The organism is Salinibacterium amurskyense (assembly GCF_002797685.1).
Classification (GTDB): Bacteria; Actinomycetota; Actinomycetes; order Actinomycetales; family Microbacteriaceae; genus Rhodoglobus; species Rhodoglobus amurskyensis.
Map to the genome: position 1 here is coordinate 1,140,199 of NZ_PGFH01000001.1, position 19,858 is coordinate 1,160,056.

Below are 19,858 nucleotides of genomic sequence, written 5' to 3' on the forward strand. Positions count from 1 at the left end.
AAAGAGTGCGCGAAAGGCTAGATCGTGGTGACGAGGCGAGACTGCGCGAGGCGCTCCGCCGCGTCCAAGGTGGTGATGCCCTGGGCTGAGGCGTCGCGGAAGATGGTCGTGACCGTGTCACCGATAGCTTCCACGCGCTTCGCGATCGCGTCAGCATCCGCATCGGGTTCTGAAGCCATGTCGAGGTAGATCACGCCTCCGCCGTTGACCACGAAGTCGGGAGCCCAGAGGATGCCGCGCTCGGCCAGTGCTTCTGCGCCGTCGTGCTGCGCGAGCTGGTTGTTGGCCGCGCCCACGACACCGCTGACGTTGAGTTCGCGGATGACGCGGGGGCTCAGCACGCCACCCAGACCACAGGGAACAAAGATGTCGGCCACCACGCTGTGGGCCTCTTCGACGTCAACCCAGTTGGCATCGAGCTCGGCGGCGAGCAGTTTGCGGTCGAGGTTCACGTCGGTGACGGTGAGCACGGCGCCGGCGGCGGTGAGTGAACGCGCGAGGCGGCCACCGACCTGGCCGAGGCCCGAGATGATGAGGTGGCGACCAGCAAGGTCGCGCGTACCGAAGAGGGCTTCGCAGGTGGCGAGGATGCTCGCGTGAACGCCAGCGGCAGTCGCGTCCGCGGGTTCACCGGCTCCACCCTGATCGGCGGGGAGACCACAGACGTGTTCGGTGCGCTCCGCAACAACCGACATGAGTTCGGCGCTCGTGCCGACATCCTCTGCCGTCATGTACGCGCCGTTGAGGCTTTCGATGGCGTCGCCCAGATCGAGCATCGCATCGCGCTTCTGTTCGGTCGTCAGCGTGACACCCATCGGAATATGGATGACCGACTTTCCGCCACCGCGGTTGAGGCCGGCGGCCGAGTTCTTGAGCGTCATCGCGGCAGAGAGTCGCAGGGAGTCTGCAACGGCATCCGTCCAGTGTGGGTAGTTCCACATTCGGGCGCCGCCGAGGGCCTGACCGAGAACGGTCGAGTGGACTGCGACGCTGATGATCAGGCCGGAGCGCTTGCCCGTTGAAACGAGAACTCTCTCGTGACTGAATTCGGCGTTTTCGAGAGCGGAGACCGGGGCCTCGAGCGTCGTGGATGCTTGCGTAATCATGTACTTCTCCTGCGTGTGGGCCTTGTGGGCAAAACAACAAAATGGCAAGTGGTGGTAGCACGAGGGTGGTGCGCTCTGGTCAGCATACCGCTGGGCTTCGGTGCTGTCGCCTGTTCCCCAGTGGCTTATGATCTGACCATTGCTTAGACCGTCAGGAACGGTCGTCGCCGCCCCGCTCTGCGGTGTACGCCGATGACAGAGAGTGCAGTTGATGAGTGACATTTCGGCGGCACCCCAGCCGCCCCGCCGCACCCCCGTGTGGAACCTCGTGAAGTTTCTGGTCGTCCCGTTGATCGTCATCGCGGGCATCGGTTTCGCGACGCTCGGTAACCAGGATGACCGGGCCACGATTCTCGACAAGGGCGTCGTTGCCGAAGCGGTGCCCACGGGCAATACGGTGGCGGAATCGCACCGCGATGGCCGCCACACCGTTCAAGTCGTGCGGCTCGAATTCAGCTTCGATGTTGACGGCGAAACGTACACGGCGTTGGGCGACCACACCTTCGACGAGGAGTCCTTTGACAAAGCCGCGGCCCTCGCGGCGAATGCCGCGGCCGAAGTGCACTATCTCGACGACGATCCTGCAGCGGCAGTCGTGCTCGACAACGACTATCGCTAGCCGACTTCGAAGTCGCAAAAGCGCCTTGCGCGCGGCGTAGACTAGAGAGATTGAGCCGCGCTCTTTGCGGTGCGATCGTTGATTCGAAAGAGGTGCGCTATGGGCAAGACCCTGGCAGAGAAAGTGTGGGATGACCATCTGGTCGTCAAGGGTGCCGATGGCACGCCCGACCTTATCTACATTGACCTTCACCTTGTGCACGAAGTCACGAGCCCTCAAGCCTTCGACGGACTGCGGATGGCCGGCCGCCCGGTTCGCCGCCCCGATCTGACGATCGCGACCGAAGACCACAACACCCCCACTCTCGCCATCCACAAGCCAATTGCCGACCTCACGAGCCGTACCCAAATTCAGACGCTGCGCAACAATGCAGAAGAATTCGGCGTTCGCCTGCACTCGCTCGGCGACATCGAGCAGGGCATCGTTCACGTAGTCGGGCCGCAGCTCGGGCTGACCATGCCCGGCATCACCGTGGTCTGTGGCGACTCACACACCAGCACCCACGGCGCTTTCGGCGCTATGGCCTTCGGAATCGGCACGAGTGAAGTCGAGCACGTTCTCGCCACTCAAACTCTGCCGCTCAAGGCCTTCAAGACGATGGCGATCACCGTCGAGGGCGAACTGCGCCCCGGCGTCACCGCGAAAGACATCATCCTTGCGGTCATCGCGCAGATCGGAACCGGCGGAGGCCAAGGGTACGTTCTCGAATTCCGCGGCAGCGCCATCCGCTCCCTCTCTATGGAGGGTCGCATGACGATCTGCAACATGTCGATCGAAGCAGGCGCCCGCGCCGGCATGATCGCGCCCGACCAGGTCACCTACGACTACCTCAAAGGCCGCCCGCACGCCCCCGAGGGTGCTGACTGGGATGCCGCCGTCGAGTACTGGAACACCCTCGCGACCGACGATGACGCCGTCTTCGATGCCGAAGTCTTCCTCGACGCCAACACTCTCGAGCCTTTCGTGACCTGGGGTACCAACCCCGGCCAGGGCGTTTCGCTCAACGACAACGTTCCCGTTCCCGCCGAGATTGCTGATCCCACCGAGCGCGCCTCCGCGGAGCGAGCGCTGGAGTACATGGCACTCGATGCCGGAATGCCAATGAAGGACATCCAAGTGGATGCCGTCTTCATGGGATCGTGCACCAACAGCCGTATCGAAGACCTGCGGGCCTTCACCTCCATCATCCAGGGCCGTAAGAAGGCCGAGAACGTGCGCGTCATGGTCGTTCCCGGCTCCGCTCGCGTTCGCCTTGAGGCTGAAGCCGAAGGCCTCGACAAAATCGTCGAAGAGTTCGGTGCCGAATGGCGATTCGCGGGTTGCTCGATGTGCCTCGGCATGAACCCCGACCAACTGGCTCCGGGGGAGCGTTGCGCCTCCACCAGTAACCGCAACTTCGAAGGTCGCCAAGGCAAGGGAGGGCGCACCCATCTGGTGTCGCCGCTCGTTGCCGCAGCCACCGCCATCCGCGGAACGCTCTCAAGCCCGTGGGATCTCGAAAACAGCCCACTGCCCGAGCAGATGGCGCTCGCCGCTACGACCGCTGAGGAGTCACGCTAATGGACAAGATCACGACCATCAGCGGAATCGCTGTTCCGCTCAAGCGCAGCAACGTCGACACCGACCAGATCATCCCCGCCGAGTTTCTCAAGCGAGTCACGAAGACCGGATTCGACGACGCGCTCTTCTTCGGTTGGCGTCAAGACCCCGACTTCATTCTGAACCGCGAGCCCTACAGCCACGGCAAGATCCTGATCGCCGGCTCTGACTTCGGCACGGGCTCCAGCCGTGAGCACGCCGTCTGGGCGCTTCGCGACTTTGGCTTCCAAGCCGTGCTGAGTTCACGCTTCGGCGACATCTTCCGCGGCAACTCGGGAAAGCAAGGGCTGTTGGCCGCGCAGCTTTCTGAGGCAGACATCGAGTCGCTCTGGGCCCTCGTCGAGGCTGACCCTGAACTTGAAGTGAGCGTTGACCTTGAATCCCGCACCGTAACAGCGGGGTCCGCACAGTTCACATTCGAGATTGATGATTACACTAGGTGGCGTTTGCTCGAAGGCCTCGATGACATCGGCCTCACCCTGAGAAACGAAACAGACATCACGGAGTTTGAAAGCCGCCGCGAATCATGGCGACCCAAGACTTTGCCAGCGAAGTAGAGGTAACGATGAATCCATTGGCTCAAGACGCAACAGCGGCGGCCAAGCGATCCGGTCTGCATTCCAACCAAATCGTCATTAATGGTGGAAAGCCTCTTCGTGGACGCATCAACGTTCGCGGTGCAAAGAACCTTGCTACTAAAGCAATGGTGGCGGCGCTTCTCGCTGACACCCCCAGCGTTCTGCGGGATGTTCCGGCCATTAGCGACGTCGGCGTCGTTACCGGGATGCTTGAGGCCTACGGCGTTACGGTCACCGAGACCGGTGACGGCGAACTCACCCTCGACCCCAAGAACGTACTCAAGGCGCACTTCGCCAAGATTGATGCCCTTGCCGGCTCGAGCCGCATCCCGATCCTTTTCTGCGGACCGCTGTTGCACCGCCTCGGCGAAGCGCTGATCCCCGACCTCGGTGGTTGCCGCATCGGCGACCGCCCCATCGACTTCCACTTGGATGCTTTGCGTGCCTTCGGCGCTGTCGTCGACAAGAGCTATGAGGGCATTCGCCTCACTGCCCCCGATGGCCTCCATGGTGCGAACATCGACCTGCCCTACCCGAGCGTGGGCGCGACTGAGCAAGTGCTGCTCACGGCAGTTCTCGCCCAGGGCGTTACTGAGCTCAAGGGCGCGGCAATCGAGCCCGAGATCATGGATCTCATCGCGATCTTGCAAAAAATGGGTGCGATCATCAACGTCGAGCCCAACCGTGTCATCTTCATCGAGGGCGTCGAGAAGCTCAGCGGTTACAACCACCGCGCACTCTTCGACCGCAACGAGGCCGCGAGCTGGGCATCCGCTGCTCTGGCCACCGGCGGAGACATCTTCGTTGAGGGCGCCATGCAGCAAGAGCTCATGACCTTCTTGAACATCTTCCGCAAGGTGGGTGGCGCGTTCGATATCGCTGAAGACGGCATCCGCTTCTGGCACCCCGGTGGAGCGCTCAAGCCCGTCGTTATTGAGACCGACGTACATCCCGGCTTCATGACGGACTGGCAGCAGCCGCTTATCGTTGCGCTCACTCAGGCTGAAGGGCGTTCCGTCGTACACGAGACGGTGTACGAGAACCGTTTGGGCTTCACGTCGGCGCTCGTCGAGATGGGCGCGAATATCGAGGTTTTCGAAGAGGGAATCGAGTCGGTTAGCCGCCGCGTTCCTCGCCGTCCCCTTGAGCAGGCAGCTGTCATCATCGGCCCGACAGCACTGCACGGTGCGGATGTTGAGATCCCCGACCTGCGAGGTGGTTTCAGCCATCTCATTGCAGCGTTGACCGCTGATGGTCAGTCGACAGTCAGCAACATCGGGATCATTGCGCGCGGCTACGAACACTTCATAGACAAGCTCGAATCGCTGGGCGCTGACTTCGTCTACGAGGGATAGCCGCCGGTGACATCCAGCTCACCGCAGCCGAAGCGTGTGAAGTCGGAGAAAACGGCAGCCTTCCGGGTGCTCGCTTTTCTCTTGCTCCCCACGATGACCGCGTTAGCGAAGTTCACACTGCACGACGCTCACCACGTTCCGGCTGAGGGCGCCTTCGTCATGTCGCCCAATCACTACAGCAACATCGATCCCGTCGTTATCGGGGTCGGTATGTGGAAGATCGGGCGCATGCCGCGCTACATGGCCAAAGCGTCGCTGTTCAAGGTTCCCGTTGTGGGGTGGCTGCTCAAGAAGTCTGGTCAGGTGCCGGTCGAGCGTGTACCGCGCGGGCGCCAGAGCGGCGATCCGATGAAGGCCGCTCGTCAGATTGCCGACCAAGGCCTTGCCGTAGTGATTTATCCGGAAGGTTCGCTGACCCGCGAACCCGACATGTGGCCGATGCGAGGCAAGTACGGTGCCGTGCGCACCGCACTTGAAGCGGGCATCCCGCTCATCCCCACCGCCAGCTGGGGCGCGCAAGAAATCCTGCCGCGGTACTCAAAACGTATTAGTGTTTTTCCCCGTAAGACAATTCACATTCGTTTTGGTGAACCCATCGATCTCTCGGAGTACGAGGGCAAGCATGTGGATTCGCGTGTGCTCGCTGAGGCAACGGAGAAACTCATGACTGCCATCACGTCGCTGCTCGAAGAATTGCGACAAGAGAGCGCCCCCGCCGTGCGCTACAACCCCGCCGAGCATGGTCAAAGCGAGACCGGCCGATTCGAGAGTAAGTAACGTGATCAACGACAACGCCGAAACGCCCGAAACTCCCCGCCGCGTCGCCGTTCTCGGCGCCGGCTCCTGGGGAACAACGTTCTCCAAGATTCTCGCTGACGGCGGCAACGACGTAGCGCTGTGGGCACGTCGCCCCGAGTTGGCTCGCGAAATTTCGCAGTCCAAACGCAACAGCGACTACCTCCCCGGCATCAACCTGCCACGCTCGCTCTGGGCCAGTGACAAGCTGCATGAAGTTTTGGATGGTGCCGAGCAGGTTTACCTCTCTGTGCCGGCTCAGTCGCTCCGCGAGAACCTGCGCATCGTTCGCGAGCTCATTCCAGAAGACGCGATTATCGTCTCGCTCATGAAGGGTGTCGAAAAGGGCACCGGAGCGCGAATGAGTGAAGTGATTCTGCAGGAGTTGGGTGTTGATCCCAACCGGGTTGCCGTGGCATCCGGCCCCAACTTGGCTCTCGAGATTGCCAAGGAGCAGCCGACCGCTGCGGTCATGAGCAGCGCGAGCCTCGAAACGGCAACCGCCGTTGCCGTAACCGCACGCAACCGTTACTTCCGTTCCTTCGTGAACACCGATGTCATCGGTACCGAGTTTGGCGGGGTGCTCAAGAACCTCATCGCTGTTGCCATCGGAATTGTGGATGGCGTGGGTTACGGCGAGAACACCAAGGCCTCGATCATTACGCGCGGTCTCGCCGAAATGACCGACTTCTCGGTCGCTTTTGGCGCCCGTGCCGAGACTCTGGCTGGCTTGGCCGGACTCGGCGACCTCATTGCGACGTGCGAGTCATCGCTCTCGCGTAACAACACCGCCGGCCGCCTGCTGGGTCAGGGCTACAGCTTCTCTGAAGTCATCAAGCAGATGAACCAGACAGCGGAAGGCCTCTCGTCGGTAGCGCCGATTCTCGAACTCGCGCTCTCGAAGGGCGTAGACATGCCGATCGCTAGCCAGGTGGCCGAAGTCTTGGCAGGCACGCTCGCCCCGCGGGATATCGCGCCACACCTCACCACTGACGACCTTCCTCAAGGGGAGTAAACGATGACGAGTCAGCCCACACCAACCGCGAGTGGTCCTGTGGCGGTAGTGCTGCTTTTCGGCGGTCGTTCTTCGGAACACAGCATCAGCTGCGCGACCGCCGGGGGAGTGCTCTCCGCGATTGATCGTGACAAGTACACCGTCATCCCCGTCGGCATCACTCGGGACGGCGCATTTACGCTGCAGCCCGATCACGCCGAGACTTTCATGCTCAACCCCGAGGCGATGCCCGAGGTCGTCGACAACGGCACACGCGTACGCTGGCCTGACTCGGCTGCCTCCCGCGAAATGACCGTGGTGGAGGCCGACGGCAGCGTTCGCAGCCTCGGTGACGTCGACATCGTGTTCCCCATCTTGCACGGCCCCTTCGGCGAAGACGGCACCGTTCAGGGCCTCATCGAGCTTTCGGGATTGCCCTACGTCGGCAACGGCGTACTCGCCTCTGCCATGGGCATGAACAAGCACTTCACGAAGCTCGCGCTCGAGGCCGCCGGTGTTGCCGTTGCACCGTGGGTGACCGTGTCGGCGCTCGACTGGCAGCGAACTCCGGATGTCTGGCGCAAGCGCGCATCCAGCCTCGGGTTCCCTGTCTTCGTGAAGCCCGCGCGCGCAGGATCCTCAGTGGGCGTGACTAAGGTTTCCAGCCCCGAAGAACTCGATGCTGCCTTCGCTACCGCCTTTGCGGAAGACTCCACCGCTCTCGTCGAACAGGCGATGACCGGTCGCGAGATCGAGTGCGGAGTGCTTTCGGGCCGCGATGGTGGCGAGACGCGGGTGAGCCTCGCGGGTGAGATTGTGGTCACCGGCCGCGACTTCTATGACTTTGAAGCGAAGTATCTCGATGTGGCCGCCGCAGAACTTATCTGCCCCGCGCCGTTGCGCGATGGCGAACTCTGGCAGATGCAGCGCACCGCTGCCCGCGCTTTCGAATCGATCGGCGGGGCAGGGCTTGCCCGCGTTGATTTCTTCTTCGACGGCACTGAGTTCGTGGTGAACGAGATCAACACCCTGCCAGGCTTCACGCCGATTTCGATGTTCCCCAAGTGTTGGGCAGCGAGCGGAATGAGTTACCCCGAGCTAATCAACGAACTCATAGAACTTGGGCTCGAAACCGTTCGCTAACTCGCGTTAGCGGAGACGTTCGACCTCTGCAGGCTGTGCGCCACGTCGCGGCTGTCGTGTCTAACGAGCTATTCGGGCGACTCTGTCTCGCTCGGCGCAGGAGTGTCTGAGAGGGCGACGCAGAACCGGTCGGCGGGAATCTGGCTTACCGCTCCCGCGACATCACTGAGCGCCTCGAAACCAGAGACCTCGTCGCCGTCAATATCGGGGTCGCCGTCGCTGTCGACGATCACTTGAACCGCGGGATCGCGACCGTACGACGTGAAGACATAGTTGGGGGCGTCGCTATCGTCGCGCAGCCAATCAATGCCATCTTCGGGGGCGGTGACGCACGCGAGCTCGGCTGTAGGGTCGGGCACCGCAACGCCGCAGCGCAGCAGGATGGTGGCCGGCTCGCCCCACGCGCCGGTGCCCTGAGCGTTGGTCTCGCGCTTGTCGAGCCCCGCGACAGTATCGGGCAACCGCACAATGACGTCGGCGCACGACGGGTTACCCGCGTCATCGCCGGGCTCGAGCGGCACGATCGCCGCGCATCCGCCCATCGTCGCCAGCAAAGGAACCATCGCGAGCAGGGCGATCAGGGGAGTGCGGGTCGTCGTTCTCATCGCCTTCAGGCTACCGTGAGTTCATGACGATTGACCGCGAGAGCGAGACCCCTGACACTCTCGGTGGCGTTGGCGAACTTGCTGCCCTGAAGCGCATTTTTCCCCGCCTGCCTTCTGCCGCAGCCGAGCTCATTGGCCCCGGCGACGATTCTGCCGTGTTGGCGACGCCTGACAAGCGCGTCGTGATTACCACGGACATGATGATCCACGGCCCCGATTTTCGGATGGCATGGTCGAGCCCGTATGACCTCGGCTGGAAAGCCGCGGCCACGAACCTGTCGGATGTCGCCGCAATGGGTGCCGTGCCCACCGGCCTCGTCGTTGCTATCGCTGCCCCGAACGACACTCCCGTCTCGTCGCTTGAAGCGATTGCCGACGGACTGCGTGAAGGCTGCGAGTCGCTCGCGCCCGGCAGTGGTGTGATCGGTGGCGACCTTTCGGTGTCGACCGTTCTCACAATTGTCATCACCGCTTTTGGAGATCTCGAAGGCCGCGCTCCCGTCTTGCGGTCAGGGGCCCGCGTCGGCGATGTGATTGCGGTTTCCGGCACGTTGGGTCTCGCGGCTGAAGGTCTGCGATTGCTGTTCACCGAGGGTGTCGTTGACGGGGAACCGGATGCTGCGGCCGCCGCTACTCTCGCAACCCAGCATCCCGACGCCATCGCCGCCCAACTCCGGCCAGCGCCGCCCATCGCGGACGGCAAAGCCGCCGCGCTCGGGGGAGCCACTTCGATGCTCGACCTCAGTGATGGGCTCGCGATTGATGCGCGCCGCATTGCGACGGCTAGCGGAGTGGGTCTCGACCTGTCATCCGAAGCGGTGGGTGGTCGAGTGCAACTCGATGGTGGCGAAGATCACTCGCTGTTGGCGACGTTCCCCGAGGGGGCAACGTTGCCGGCAGGTTTTCGGGCGATCGGCCGCGTGGTCGAGGGGGAAGGGCTTCTCGTCGATGGTGTTGCGTACACCGAGCGTGGTGGCTGGGACCCGTATGCCGGGTGGGATGGCGCGGCGGGGTAGCGCTCGTTCGAATTAGGCCTCGCTGGGCTGAACCCAGTACAGCGTGGTGTCGCCGTAGTCTTTGCGGCGGTCGAGTTCGAGACCGGCGGGCCACTCTGGCTCGGGGTCGCGTGAACTGCGTTCCACGATCACGAGGGCGTCAGGGCTCAGTTGCGGTGCGAGCAATGCGAGAGCAACGTCGAGTTCGGCATTGCCGAGTTCGTACGGCGGGTCGATAAAGACGAGATCCCACTGATCGCCGGATGTTTCCAAAAAGGTGTGCACGGCGCGGGCGGCGGTAAGAATGATTGGCTTCGAACCGCGCGGAGCCTTCGCGGCGATGAGCGTGGCGTTCTTGCGGCACGTGTCGGCGGCGCGCGGATTCTTCTCCACCAGGGTTACGTGCGGTGCTCCGCGGGAGGCGGATTCGAGACCCAGGGCTCCCGAACCGGCATAGAGGTCGAGCACGCGGGCGCCGTCGATGGCGTCGCGAGCCTCAAGCGCGGAGAAGATCGCTTCGCGCAGGCGGTCGCTCGTGGGGCGCGTGCCCGCGCTGGGAACGGCAATCGTCAGGGAGCCGGCGTATCCGGCGATTATGCGTGTCATGGCCTTTCGAGCCTAGCCGTCTGAAGAACGCCAGTGGTCGCGGGTACTCTTCTAGAGTGACCTCGCCCCTTGACCAAAAGCTCAGCGCTGTGCTGGGTGGGCGCACTGCTACTTCCATGCAGCGCGGCCTTGGTTTGCTCACGGTGGGCGACCTCATGACGCACTATCCGCGACGGTATGCGCGGCGCGGTGAGCTCACCGCTCTGGCCGAATTGCCACTGGATGAGGCGGTCACGATCGTGGCAGAAGTGCGCGAGGTGCGTAATCGCCCCATGCGCAACAAGCGCGGTTCGATTCTTGAGGTGTCGATCAGCGACGGCACGGGCATCCTGACCCTCACGTTCTTCAATCAGGCGTGGCGGGCCAACGAGCTCCTTCCGGGCGTTCGCGGAATCTTTGCTGGCAAGGTCGGCCAATACCGTGGCACGCGTCAACTGGCGCATCCCGATTACGAACTTTTCGACCGCGATGCTCTTGAGCTGAAGAAGCCCGAGCAGGCTAAGGGGTGGGCAGAGCAGCCGATCCCGATTTACCCCGCGACTTCCACTGTCGCGAGTTGGCAGATTCAGAAAGCGGTCGAGGTTGTGCTCGATACGCTTGGCCCGCTCGAAGACCCGGTTCCGGATGCCGTGCGCCGCGAACGCGAACTACTGCGATATTCGCAGGCGCTTGAGCTCGTGCACCGCCCCAAGGTCGACTCCGATTGGCGCAGCGCTCGCGATGCCTTGCGCTTTCAAGAAGCTTTTGTGCTGCAGTCCGCTCTCTTGCAGCAGCGCCAGAAGCAGCGTGAGTCTGAGGCGATTGCGCGCACGGCTGGCTCCCTGCTCGAGGGTTTCGATGCTGCGTTGCCGTTTACGCTCACGGGCGACCAGCAGTCCGTCGGCGAGCAGATCTTCCATGACCTTGCCGAGCCTGTGCCGATGAATCGCCTGGTGCAGGGTGAAGTGGGTTCCGGTAAGACGCTCGTCGCGCTGCGGGCGATGTTGGCTGTTGCGCAATCCGGTGGCCAGTCGGCGTTGCTGGCGCCCACCGAAGTGCTCGCTCATCAACACTTTCGGTCGATCGTGCGAACGCTGGGTCCCGATCTCGCGGCCGAATTGCGCCCGACCCTCATCACCGGCCAATTGCCCACGGTAGAGCGCAAGAAGGCCCTGCTGGCGACCGTCTCGGGTGCTTCGCGCATCGTCATCGGTACGCACGCACTCTTGGGCGATGCGGTCAGCTTCGTCGATCTCGGTCTCGTCGTCGTCGATGAGCAGCACCGCTTTGGCGTCGACCAGCGCGAGGCTCTGCGGCTCAAAGGCGCCAAGCCGCCCCACGTTCTCGTCCTCACCGCAACGCCGATTCCGCGCACCGTCGCAATGACGGTCTTCGGCGACCTCGACATTTCATCCATCGCCGAGTTGCCAGCCGGTCGCCAACCGATCAGCAGTCACGTTGTGCCGCTGGCCGAGAAGCCCGGCTGGGTGTCACGCGTCTGGCAACGGCTGGCCGAAGAACTGGCTATCGGCCGGCAAGGCTTCGTCGTGTGCCCCGCGATCGATGCCAAGACAGAAGAACCCGGCAGTGAGCCCGCCCCGAAAACAACCGACGATCCGGATGCCGGACCGCCGCGACCCATAGCCAACGTCACCGAGGTGCTGGCGTCGCTGCGCAGCAACGAGGTTCTCGCAGGTAAGCGAATCGAGGCGCTGCACGGCAAGCTCTCGAGCGACGAGAAAGACGAGCTCATGCGCTCGTTTGCCGCGGGCGACATCGATGTGCTCGTCGCGACGACCGTGATCGAGGTGGGAGTCGACGTGCCCAACGCTTCCGTGATGGTGGTTCTCGATGCGGACCGCTTCGGGGTTTCCCAACTGCACCAGCTGCGCGGTCGTGTCGGCCGTGGTGGCGTCCCCGGCCTGTGCCTGTTTGTGACAGCAGCCGAGGGGGAGTCGTTGGCTCGCGAGCGGGTCGAGGCTGTGTCATCCACTCTCGATGGTTTCGAACTCGCGAACAAAGACTTGGAACTGCGTCGTGAAGGCGATGTGCTCGGCGGAGTGCAGTCGGGCGGGCGTTCGAGCCTCAAGCTGCTGCGCGTGGCCAACGACGGGCAACTCATCACGGAGGCTCGCGAGGCGGCGCAGAGTGTTCTCGTTGCCGACCCGAATCTTGCTGAGCATCCGGCGCTCGCCGATGCATTGAAGCGTCGCCTTGATGAGAGTGCCGAAGCCTTCTTGGGTAAGAACTAGCTCACCGAAAGCGAACTTCGGTAAAACAAGTTCCCCGCACAGCGAACTCCCACGTAGGGGAACGGGCTCAGCCACTATCGTTGAAGCATGAGTCGGATCGCTGTCGTTCCCGGGTCCTTTGACCCTGTCACCCTGGGCCACCTGGACGTGATTGAGCGGGCAGCAAAAACCTTTGACGAAGTGCACGTTCTTGTCGTGCACAACCCCGGCAAGACGGCGCTTTTGCCGATTGCCCAGCGCGTTTCGCTGCTGGAGCAGGCCGTGGCGGATGCTCGGTTCGCCGGCAACATCCGTGTCACAAGCTGGAGTATGGGGTTGCTCGTGGACTACTGCACCGAGGTTGGTGCAAGCGTCATCGTGAAGGGCATCCGGTCTCAAGTGGATGTCGCCTACGAAACACCTATGGCGATCGTCAACCGAGACCTCGCTGCGGTCGAGACCATCTTCATGCTGCCGAATCCTGCGCACGCGCACGTCTCCAGCTCGCTCGTTCGCCAGGTTGCGGCGCTCGGCGGAGATGTTGCGCCGTATGTTCCTCGGGTGGTTTCTGAGTTTTTGCAAGCGCCGCGCGACTAACACCGGCACAATGGGTCTATGACTCTCACTCTCGGATACAAAGCGTCAGCCGAACAATTTGCCCCGCGTGAACTCGTAGAGATTGCGGTGGCGGCCGAAGCTCACGGCATGGAGAGTGTTGCGGTCAGCGACCACTTCCAGCCGTGGCGTCACGAGGGTGGTCATGCGCCGTTCTCGCTGAGCTGGATGGCAGCGGTCGGTGAGCGCACGAGCACGATCCGTATCGGCACGAGCGTGATGACTCCGACTTTCCGTTACAACCCTGCCGTGCTCGCTCAGGCCTTCGCCACGATGGGTTGCCTGTACCCGGGGCGCATCATGCTTGGCGTGGGAACCGGCGAGGCGCTCAACGAGATCGCCACCGGATTCCGTGGTGCCGGCGAGCAAGACTGGCCCGAATTCAAGGAGCGCTTCGCTCGCTTGCGTGAATCGGTTCGCCTCATGCGCGAACTGTGGACCTCAGACCGCGTGTCGTTCGAGGGGGAGTACTACTCCACTCACGGTGCGAGCATTTATGACCGCCCCGACCAGCCCATCCCGATCTACATCGCCGCCGGTGGCCCCATGGTGGCTCGCTACGCCGGCCGTGCCGGTGACGGTTTCATCTGCACGTCGGGCAAGGGCATGGAACTCTACAACGATGCACTGATCCCCGGCGTGAAGGAGGGCGCAGCCAAGGTCGACCGTAAGTTCGAAGACATCGACCGGATGATCGAGATCAAGCTCTCGTACGACACCGATGCTGAGCTCGCGCTCGAAAACACCCGTTTCTGGGCTCCGCTTGCGCTCTCCAAAGAGCAGAAGCACGACATCACCGACCCGATCGAGATGGAGCGCGCCGCTGACGCTCTACCGATCGAACAGATCGCGTCGCGGTGGATCGTGGGTAACGACCCCGACAAGATCGTCGAAGGAATTCGACCGTACGTGGATGCCGGCCTCAATCACCTCGTATTCCACGCGCCCGGTGGCGACCAGCGTCGCTTCCTCGAACTCTTCGAGCGCGACATCGCTCCGCGACTGCGGGCGCTGTAGGGCCTAAAGCGCGAGACGCGCACACGGTTTAACTGACGATGGGCGGATGCGTGAAGCATCCGCCCATCGTTGTTGTGCCGGCAATCAACGCCGCCGGCGACTGCATGCCGTCTAGCTCGTGACAGCGACCTTCTCGGTCGATCGAGCCTGGTTCACGGAGTTGGTGCTGACCTCAATTTTGCGAGGTTTTGCCTTCTCCGAAACCGGGATGATCACGCTGAGTACACCGTTGTCGTAGCTGGCGCTGATGTTGTCGCGGTCGATGCCCGCACCGATGCTGAACTGGCGGAGGTAGGAACCGTAGCGGCGCTCCTGCGAGAGCCATTTGGCTCCTTCGCGTTCGCCAGCGGTGCGCTCGGCGCGAATCGTGAGGAGCTGACCGTCAACGTCAACGTCAACGGAGCCGGGATCGACGCCCGGAAGGTCGGCGGTGAGAACGTACTCGTCAGCCTGGCGGTAGAGATCCACGGGCATGGGCTGGGTGCCGACGCGGGACTGGGCAGCTGCGGAGAGCCTGTCGAGTTCGGCAAAAGGATCAAATGACAGTGTCATGGGAAACCCCTTTCTCAAAGTTGAGTCACCGTGACTCAACAATCAAAAATTAGCACTCTCACCCCGAGAGTGCCAAGTCATTTTCCTCAAAGTTCGCTGACAACGAAACGACCGCCGCCGGAGAGCGCCGGCGGCGGTCGAGTGCGTAGTTCTCATCGGATGATGAGCCGTGGATAGTTCTGTTCGGTGCGAGCACGGGCCAGAGCCACACGCTCGCGGCGGAGCTGGTGTTGAGCCCGTAGTTCAGCCGGCGCGAGCAGTCGAGCGCGGTGCGGCCGGCGGCTCCACGTGATGAGAGCGACGCCGAGATGCAGAGCAAGACGGTCGATGACTCCCACACGACGTGCTGCCGCGCGGCGCGGCTCGTCGTCGGGGCTGGGTCCGGGCGGATGGTCACGGCGGTCTTTCGGGGCCGCCAGAGTTGCGTTCATGAGGTGTCTTTCGTGAGAAAAGTGGATGCGGAAGGCGCGCAAAAATGCGCTGTTTCAGGTGGCGACCCAACGGCATCCCACAGTGATCGCGAGTCGCTGAAGAAGGGAAGATCATCGAGAGGCGAACGCACCCGCGAAAGGGGTGCAGACTCGTCAGTCGTCGCAGTCTCGCGATGATCGAGTTGGGTCGTGTGCTCCGTGAGCGCCGCCACCGTCAGAACCGGTGAGCGGAGAACGCTAACCGGTTAGGCGGTGAGGGTGCCGACGGAGCCGGCGGTCGTGGGGTTCTTCGTAAAAGTGAAAATAAACACGCGAGGCTCCTTTCAATAGTTGGCGTTTGCTCAGTGTAGGGCGGGCAGTCGCTGGCGACAAGACCTAATTTAGGTGCGATGCAAAGCCGTGATGATGGCGTTCGAGAGCTCAGTCGGTTTCGTGAACTGCGGCCAGTGCCCGGTGGGGAGGTCCACGAGTTCGAGGTCGGTGAGCTGAGCGAGCTCGGTTGCGAAGGGTGCACCCTCGCTCATCCACTCTCGCACTTGGTCGGCGGGAAACTCGCAACAGATCACGGTGGCGGGCACGCTGAAGCGCGCCGGGGTAGAGAGCGATTGCGGGGTGGTTGCGATCAGTGCGGGCTGGGGGATAGCAATTTCTTGAAACCAGCTGCGCAGTTCGGCCGTCATATCAACGAGGTCTTCATCGTCGAAGGCGCTCCAGTCAGGCAGTGGGATCTCACCGTCAGTGGTCGGCAGTTCGGCGTTGATTGGCATGCCGTTCGGCAGCGGCACGGTGTCTACGTGCACGATTCTGGCCAAGCACGTGGGCCGGGCATCCGCTACCGCGTGGGCGATCGGCCCACCGCCGCTGTGGGCAACGAGGGCAATGCGGGGCGTCGGTCGTTCGTCTTCGTCTCCGTTCTCGCTGCCGTCAGCCTCGACATGAGTGAGGGCGTCAACCACCGCGACCACCGCCGCGATGTGGTCGGCCAGCGTTACCGTCGCGCGGTTGGTGTCACGGCGTCGCAAGCCAGGGAGGGTGAGCGGATGCGCGGTGTGGCCAGCATCTCGTAGTGCGCGGGTTACCGGAGCCCAGGAGTCGCCGTCGAGCCAAAATCCGGGGATGAGGATGACGTGCATCGGCGGGCTAGCGTAGCTGGTCGATCAGGACGTGGTCGATCGGTCGCTCGAGGCTTCGTCGCTTGTGGAGCTCGAAAGACGCAGCACGGTATTTCACGGTGAGACTGACAGAAAACGCGCCGAGCTTCATGCTGACTCCTCATTGAGTAGACCGCCATTATCCGCCCGCGAGCGTGCCAACTCAACGGTTGCGCGAATGGTGGGCCCACTTGGGGCACCATAACCGCCACAATAGACGGATGCCCGTGACTGTTGCTGCACCCCATATCGGCTATGCCGCCATGCTCGAACGGTTTCACCCGCGCGAGGTGATGGGCTTTGCGCAGCACGCAGAAACGCGCGGCTTTCGCGGGGTCATGGCCGCCGATCACTATCAGCCGTGGGTGCCGCAGCAGGGGCAAGCATCGTTCGTGTGGAATGTGCTGAGTGGTCTCGGCGAAACCACGACCGGAGATCTGGGTACGGGAGTCACGGCGCCGACGTTCCGCTGGCATCCCGCGATGGTCGCCCAGGCCTCCGCTACTCTTGCCGCCATGAACCCGGGCCGTCACTGGTTGGGGCTCGGCAGTGGCGAAGCGATCAATGAACACATCGTCGGTCAGTATTGGCCCGAAGCCCCAGAACGCATCAACCGGATGTTCGAAGCAGTCGAGATCATCAAAAAGCTCTTCGCCTCGGGGCTCGCGAACAAAGACGTTCGCCACGAAGGCCAGTTCTACCGCCTCGAATCGACGCGACTCTGGACAATGCCCGAAGTCGCCCCCGAAATCTTGGTCGCAACAGCCGGCCCGGTCGCTGCAAAGCGCGCCGGAAAGACCGTCGACGGCCTCATCACCGAAGCGGCACCGCTTGAGAAGATCGACATGCTGCTTGGGCGCTTCGCCGAAGGTGCCCGCGAGGCAGGACGCAGCAGGGAAAGCCAGAGTCGCGTGCTGCGGTTGCACTTGAGCTGGGCCGAAACAGATGAGCAGGCCATGCGCAACGCGCTCACCGAATGGCCGAACGGTGGACTGCGGTTCGCTAAGAACGACATCCGCTCGCCGTTCGAGCTTGAACAGCTTGCCCGCATGGTGCGACCAGAGGACTTCGAGGGGCGGATGCCCGTGAGCGCCGATCCCGACGTGCACCGTGCCTACATCCAGGGCTACCTCGACGCCGGGTTCGATCGCATCTACCTGCACAACGTGGGTCGCAATCAGCGGGAATTCTTGGATGTCTTTGGCCGCGACGTGCTTCCCGCACTGCGCAAGTAGGAGCGCGCGCGAATAATGCCCCAGACTAGAAGCGTGAGAATGAGCGCATGGGCCGTGCCCGGCATCCCCGAAATTGTGTCCGGAGACGATCTCGTCGAGGTGATCGCGGGCGCTCTAGTGGCAGAGTCTGGCGATGTTAATGCGGGCGGACTGCTCGATGGTGACATCCTCACCGTGACCTCCAAGATCGTGAGCAAGGCCGAGGGTCGCTCGGTCGAAGCGGCAGATCGCGAACAGGCGATCACCGACGAAACCGTGCGCATCGTCGCGTCGCGCGAGCACCCCAATGGTGTGACGCGCATCGTCGAGAACCGACTCGGTCTCGTGATGGCAGCCGCCGGTGTTGATTCCAGCAATACTCCCGACGGCATTGTTCTGCTCTTGCCGCTCGACCCCGACGCGACCGCACGCACGCTGTGTGCTGGTCTGCGGCAGCGGTTCGGCGTGACTATCGGCCTCGTGATTACCGACACCGTGGGGCGGCCGTGGCGCAAGGGGCAGGCCGACATCGCAATCGGCGCCGCCGGCATCCACGTGCTTGACGACCTGCGAGGAACCGCGGATGCTTCGGGCCGCCCGCTCGCGGTGAGCGTCACGGCACTCGCCGACGAGGTTGCCGCCGCGACGGATTTGGTCAAGGGCAAGGCCGGGGGATTACCCGTTGCAGTGCTGCGCGGACTCGGCAGCCACGTCGCTGACCTCGATGCTCCCGGCGCCCGGTCCCTTGTGCGCAGCGGCCCCGAAGACATGTTCAGCTTGGGCACGAAAGAGGCGTGGATGGCAGGCTTCGATGAAGCTCATGACGAGAGTGCGCTCAAAGAGGAATAATGCTCGACTGTCGCTGAATTTACGCTTACGATATTCGGATGGGGCTCCTCGTTTCGTTCGCGTATTTCGCGCTACTGATTTCTGTTCTGATCGACGTCATCCTGATCGATGAGTCCCGGATCAAGAATCTGGGCAAGATCACGTGGTTGTTTATCGTGATCATCATGCCGTTCATCGGCAGCATTTTGTGGTTCGCGGTTGGTCGCGAATACAACTCGGCTGCACCGACTTTCTCGTCGTTTGGCGCACCCGAGCGCCGTGCAGACCTCGCGACGAACAACATCAGCTCGACAGAAGCCGAGATCGCCAAGCTCGACGCCGAGATCGAATATTTTGAGCGCCAACAGAAGATCCGGGCTCTCGAAGAACGCCTCCGCGACCGCAAACAATTGCCGTAGTGCAAGACGGGTGTAAGACTCACTCCATGGATGTCCCTAGCTCCGGGTCTCTGCCCGATGATGTGTTCCACGACCGCTGTGATGCGATTATTCGCAGTGTTTCAACGGTGATCGACGGCAAAACCGAGGCAGTGCGACTGGCGCTCACGGTGCTTCTTGCCGAGGGGCATTTGCTCATCGAAGACGTCCCGGGCGTCGGCAAGACGATGCTGGCGCGTGCACTGGCCCGCACGGTCGACTGCACGGTCTCTCGCGTGCAATTCACTCCCGATTTGCTGCCCGCCGACATCACCGGTGTCTCGGTCTACAACCAGAACACCCGCGAGTTCGAGTTCAAGAAGGGCCCCGTTTTCGCGAACATCCTCATCGGCGATGAGATCAACCGCGCGAGCCCCAAGACCCAATCCGCATTGCTTGAGTGCATGGCCGAGTCAAGTGTGACCGTCGACGGCACCACCTACGAGCTCGAGACACCGTTCATCGTGGTCGCGACGCAGAACCCCATCGAGATGGAGGGCACCTACCCGCTGCCCGAAGCCCAGCGCGACCGATTTATGGCCCGTATTTCGATGGGCTACCCGGATGCCGCCGCCGAGCTCGAGATGCTGCGTTCGCGTGAGCTGTCGAGTCCGCTCGATGCGCTCACTCCCGTCGTCTCCGTTGACCAGTTGCGCGAGCTCATCGCGACGGTGCGCCGCGTCTTCGTGAGCACGGCGGTTGAGGAGTATGCGGTGGCGATTGCGCAGGCGACGCGGCGTGACCCCGAAGTGCGGTTGGGAGCGAGTCCGCGAGCCACGCTGCACCTGGTCCGGGCAGCGAAGGCACGCGCCGCGATCGATGGCCGAGACTTCGTCTTGCCCGATGACATCGACGCGCTTGCCGTGACGGTGCTGGCACACCGGATGATTCCGGCGCGGCATTCGGCTCAGGCATCCACTGTTCTCACGGGGCATTCGATCGCTGATGTGATCGAGCGCATCGTCGCGGAAACACCGGTTCCGGTCACCGCTGCGGCGTCGTAGTCGG

Annotated in this window: 22 protein-coding genes; 15 read left to right on the forward strand and 7 right to left on the reverse strand. The window is 62.7% G+C overall.

The genetic code is table 11. From position 1 onward, the window contains the following. Positions 1-17 precede the first annotated feature (17 nt). The gene (locus CLV85_RS05400) at positions 18-1,106 is read right to left on the reverse strand and encodes a Glu/Leu/Phe/Val dehydrogenase family protein (RefSeq protein ID WP_100388550.1); all 1,089 of its coding nucleotides are present in this window, start codon (positions 1,104-1,106) and stop codon (positions 18-20) included. Positions 1,107-1,317: 211 nt separating this feature from the next. Here CLV85_RS05400 and CLV85_RS05405 point away from each other — a divergent pair, with 211 nt between their 5' ends. From CLV85_RS05405 to CLV85_RS05435, 7 genes are all read left to right on the forward strand, one after another. After that, positions 1,318-1,725, forward strand: coding sequence for a DUF3592 domain-containing protein (locus CLV85_RS05405; protein ID WP_100388551.1), 408 nt, complete (start codon positions 1,318-1,320; stop codon positions 1,723-1,725). Between the two features lie 99 nt (positions 1,726-1,824). After that, entirely contained in the window at positions 1,825-3,285 is a 1,461-nt protein-coding gene (gene leuC / locus CLV85_RS05410) for a 3-isopropylmalate dehydratase large subunit (protein ID WP_100388552.1), read from the forward strand. Then, entirely contained in the window at positions 3,285-3,881 is a 597-nt protein-coding gene (leuD, locus tag CLV85_RS05415; protein WP_100388553.1) for a 3-isopropylmalate dehydratase small subunit, read from the forward strand. The genes leuC and leuD overlap by 1 nt, the downstream gene beginning before the upstream one ends. Before the next feature lie 8 nt (positions 3,882-3,889). Further along, a complete protein-coding gene (gene murA / locus CLV85_RS05420; RefSeq protein WP_100389271.1) occupies positions 3,890-5,257 on the forward strand; it encodes a UDP-N-acetylglucosamine 1-carboxyvinyltransferase in 1,368 nt (455 codons plus the stop codon). A gap of 6 nt (positions 5,258-5,263) precedes the next feature. Beyond that, a complete protein-coding gene (locus CLV85_RS05425; RefSeq protein ID WP_100388554.1) occupies positions 5,264-6,034 on the forward strand; it encodes a lysophospholipid acyltransferase family protein in 771 nt (256 codons plus the stop codon). 1 nt (position 6,035) lies between these two features. Continuing rightward, entirely contained in the window at positions 6,036-7,067 is a 1,032-nt protein-coding gene (locus tag CLV85_RS05430) for an NAD(P)H-dependent glycerol-3-phosphate dehydrogenase (protein WP_229820307.1), read from the forward strand. A gap of 3 nt (positions 7,068-7,070) precedes the next feature. After that, positions 7,071-8,189: a D-alanine--D-alanine ligase family protein gene (locus CLV85_RS05435; RefSeq protein ID WP_100388555.1), complete on the forward strand. Its 1,119-nt coding sequence runs from the start codon at positions 7,071-7,073 to the stop codon at positions 8,187-8,189. Positions 8,190-8,257: 68 nt separating this feature from the next. Here CLV85_RS05435 and CLV85_RS05440 read toward each other — a convergent pair whose 3' ends face one another. Beyond that, positions 8,258-8,794 (reverse strand): DUF3515 family protein, encoded by a 537-nt coding sequence (locus CLV85_RS05440; protein ID WP_100388556.1) that lies wholly within the window; start codon positions 8,792-8,794, stop codon positions 8,258-8,260. A 23-nt stretch (positions 8,795-8,817) separates the two neighbouring features. Here CLV85_RS05440 and thiL point away from each other — a divergent pair, with 23 nt between their 5' ends. After that, positions 8,818-9,810, forward strand: a complete 993-nt coding sequence (gene thiL / locus CLV85_RS05445; protein ID WP_100388557.1) for a thiamine-phosphate kinase — start codon at positions 8,818-8,820, stop codon at positions 9,808-9,810. 12 nt (positions 9,811-9,822) lie between these two features. Here thiL and rsmD read toward each other — a convergent pair whose 3' ends face one another. Next, positions 9,823-10,395 carry a 16S rRNA (guanine(966)-N(2))-methyltransferase RsmD gene (gene rsmD / locus CLV85_RS05450; RefSeq protein WP_100388558.1) on the reverse strand — a complete coding sequence of 191 codons (573 nt, stop codon included), beginning with the start codon at positions 10,393-10,395 and terminating at the stop codon, positions 9,823-9,825. A 116-nt stretch (positions 10,396-10,511) separates the two neighbouring features. Between rsmD and CLV85_RS05455 the strand changes: the two genes are divergently transcribed. The 3 genes from CLV85_RS05455 to fgd all read left to right on the forward strand — a co-directional run bounded on the left by CLV85_RS05455 (position 10,512) and on the right by fgd (position 14,237). Further along, positions 10,512-12,626 (forward strand): ATP-dependent DNA helicase RecG, encoded by a 2,115-nt coding sequence (locus CLV85_RS05455; RefSeq protein ID WP_229820484.1) that lies wholly within the window; start codon positions 10,512-10,514, stop codon positions 12,624-12,626. An 87-nt stretch (positions 12,627-12,713) separates the two neighbouring features. Then, positions 12,714-13,202: a pantetheine-phosphate adenylyltransferase gene (coaD, locus tag CLV85_RS05460; RefSeq protein ID WP_100388560.1), complete on the forward strand. Its 489-nt coding sequence runs from the start codon at positions 12,714-12,716 to the stop codon at positions 13,200-13,202. 18 nt (positions 13,203-13,220) lie between these two features. Then, positions 13,221-14,237, forward strand: a complete 1,017-nt coding sequence (gene fgd, locus CLV85_RS05465) for a glucose-6-phosphate dehydrogenase (coenzyme-F420) (protein ID WP_100388561.1) — start codon at positions 13,221-13,223, stop codon at positions 14,235-14,237. Positions 14,238-14,348: 111 nt separating this feature from the next. On the opposite strand, the gene CLV85_RS05470 is transcribed toward fgd, so the two are convergent. The 4 genes from CLV85_RS05470 to CLV85_RS13595 all read right to left on the reverse strand — a co-directional run bounded on the left by CLV85_RS05470 (position 14,349) and on the right by CLV85_RS13595 (position 16,483). Further along, a complete protein-coding gene (locus CLV85_RS05470; protein WP_100388562.1) occupies positions 14,349-14,789 on the reverse strand; it encodes an Hsp20/alpha crystallin family protein in 441 nt (146 codons plus the stop codon). A gap of 152 nt (positions 14,790-14,941) precedes the next feature. Continuing rightward, positions 14,942-15,220, reverse strand: coding sequence for a hypothetical protein (locus tag CLV85_RS05475; RefSeq protein WP_147433349.1), 279 nt, complete (start codon positions 15,218-15,220; stop codon positions 14,942-14,944). Between the two features lie 380 nt (positions 15,221-15,600). After that, positions 15,601-16,353 (reverse strand): alpha/beta fold hydrolase, encoded by a 753-nt coding sequence (locus tag CLV85_RS05480; protein WP_100388564.1) that lies wholly within the window; start codon positions 16,351-16,353, stop codon positions 15,601-15,603. 7 nt (positions 16,354-16,360) lie between these two features. Beyond that, the gene (locus CLV85_RS13595; RefSeq protein ID WP_280522721.1) at positions 16,361-16,483 is read right to left on the reverse strand and encodes a hypothetical protein; all 123 of its coding nucleotides are present in this window, start codon (positions 16,481-16,483) and stop codon (positions 16,361-16,363) included. 109 nt (positions 16,484-16,592) lie between these two features. On the opposite strand from CLV85_RS13595, the gene CLV85_RS05485 reads away from it, so the two are divergent. The 4 genes from CLV85_RS05485 to CLV85_RS05500 are packed head-to-tail and all read left to right on the forward strand — an operon-like array spanning position 16,593 to position 19,854. Further along, complete coding sequence (locus tag CLV85_RS05485; protein WP_100388565.1) at positions 16,593-17,606, forward strand: TIGR03557 family F420-dependent LLM class oxidoreductase; 1,014 nt, start codon at positions 16,593-16,595, stop codon at positions 17,604-17,606. Between the two features lie 39 nt (positions 17,607-17,645). After that, the gene (gene cofE / locus CLV85_RS05490) at positions 17,646-18,434 is read left to right on the forward strand and encodes a coenzyme F420-0:L-glutamate ligase (protein ID WP_100388566.1); all 789 of its coding nucleotides are present in this window, start codon (positions 17,646-17,648) and stop codon (positions 18,432-18,434) included. Between the two features lie 38 nt (positions 18,435-18,472). Beyond that, positions 18,473-18,832 carry a PLD nuclease N-terminal domain-containing protein gene (locus tag CLV85_RS05495; RefSeq protein WP_100388567.1) on the forward strand — a complete coding sequence of 120 codons (360 nt, stop codon included), beginning with the start codon at positions 18,473-18,475 and terminating at the stop codon, positions 18,830-18,832. Positions 18,833-18,858: 26 nt separating this feature from the next. Further along, complete coding sequence (locus CLV85_RS05500) at positions 18,859-19,854, forward strand: AAA family ATPase (RefSeq protein WP_169925794.1); 996 nt, start codon at positions 18,859-18,861, stop codon at positions 19,852-19,854. The last annotated feature ends 4 nt before the right edge of the window (positions 19,855-19,858 follow it).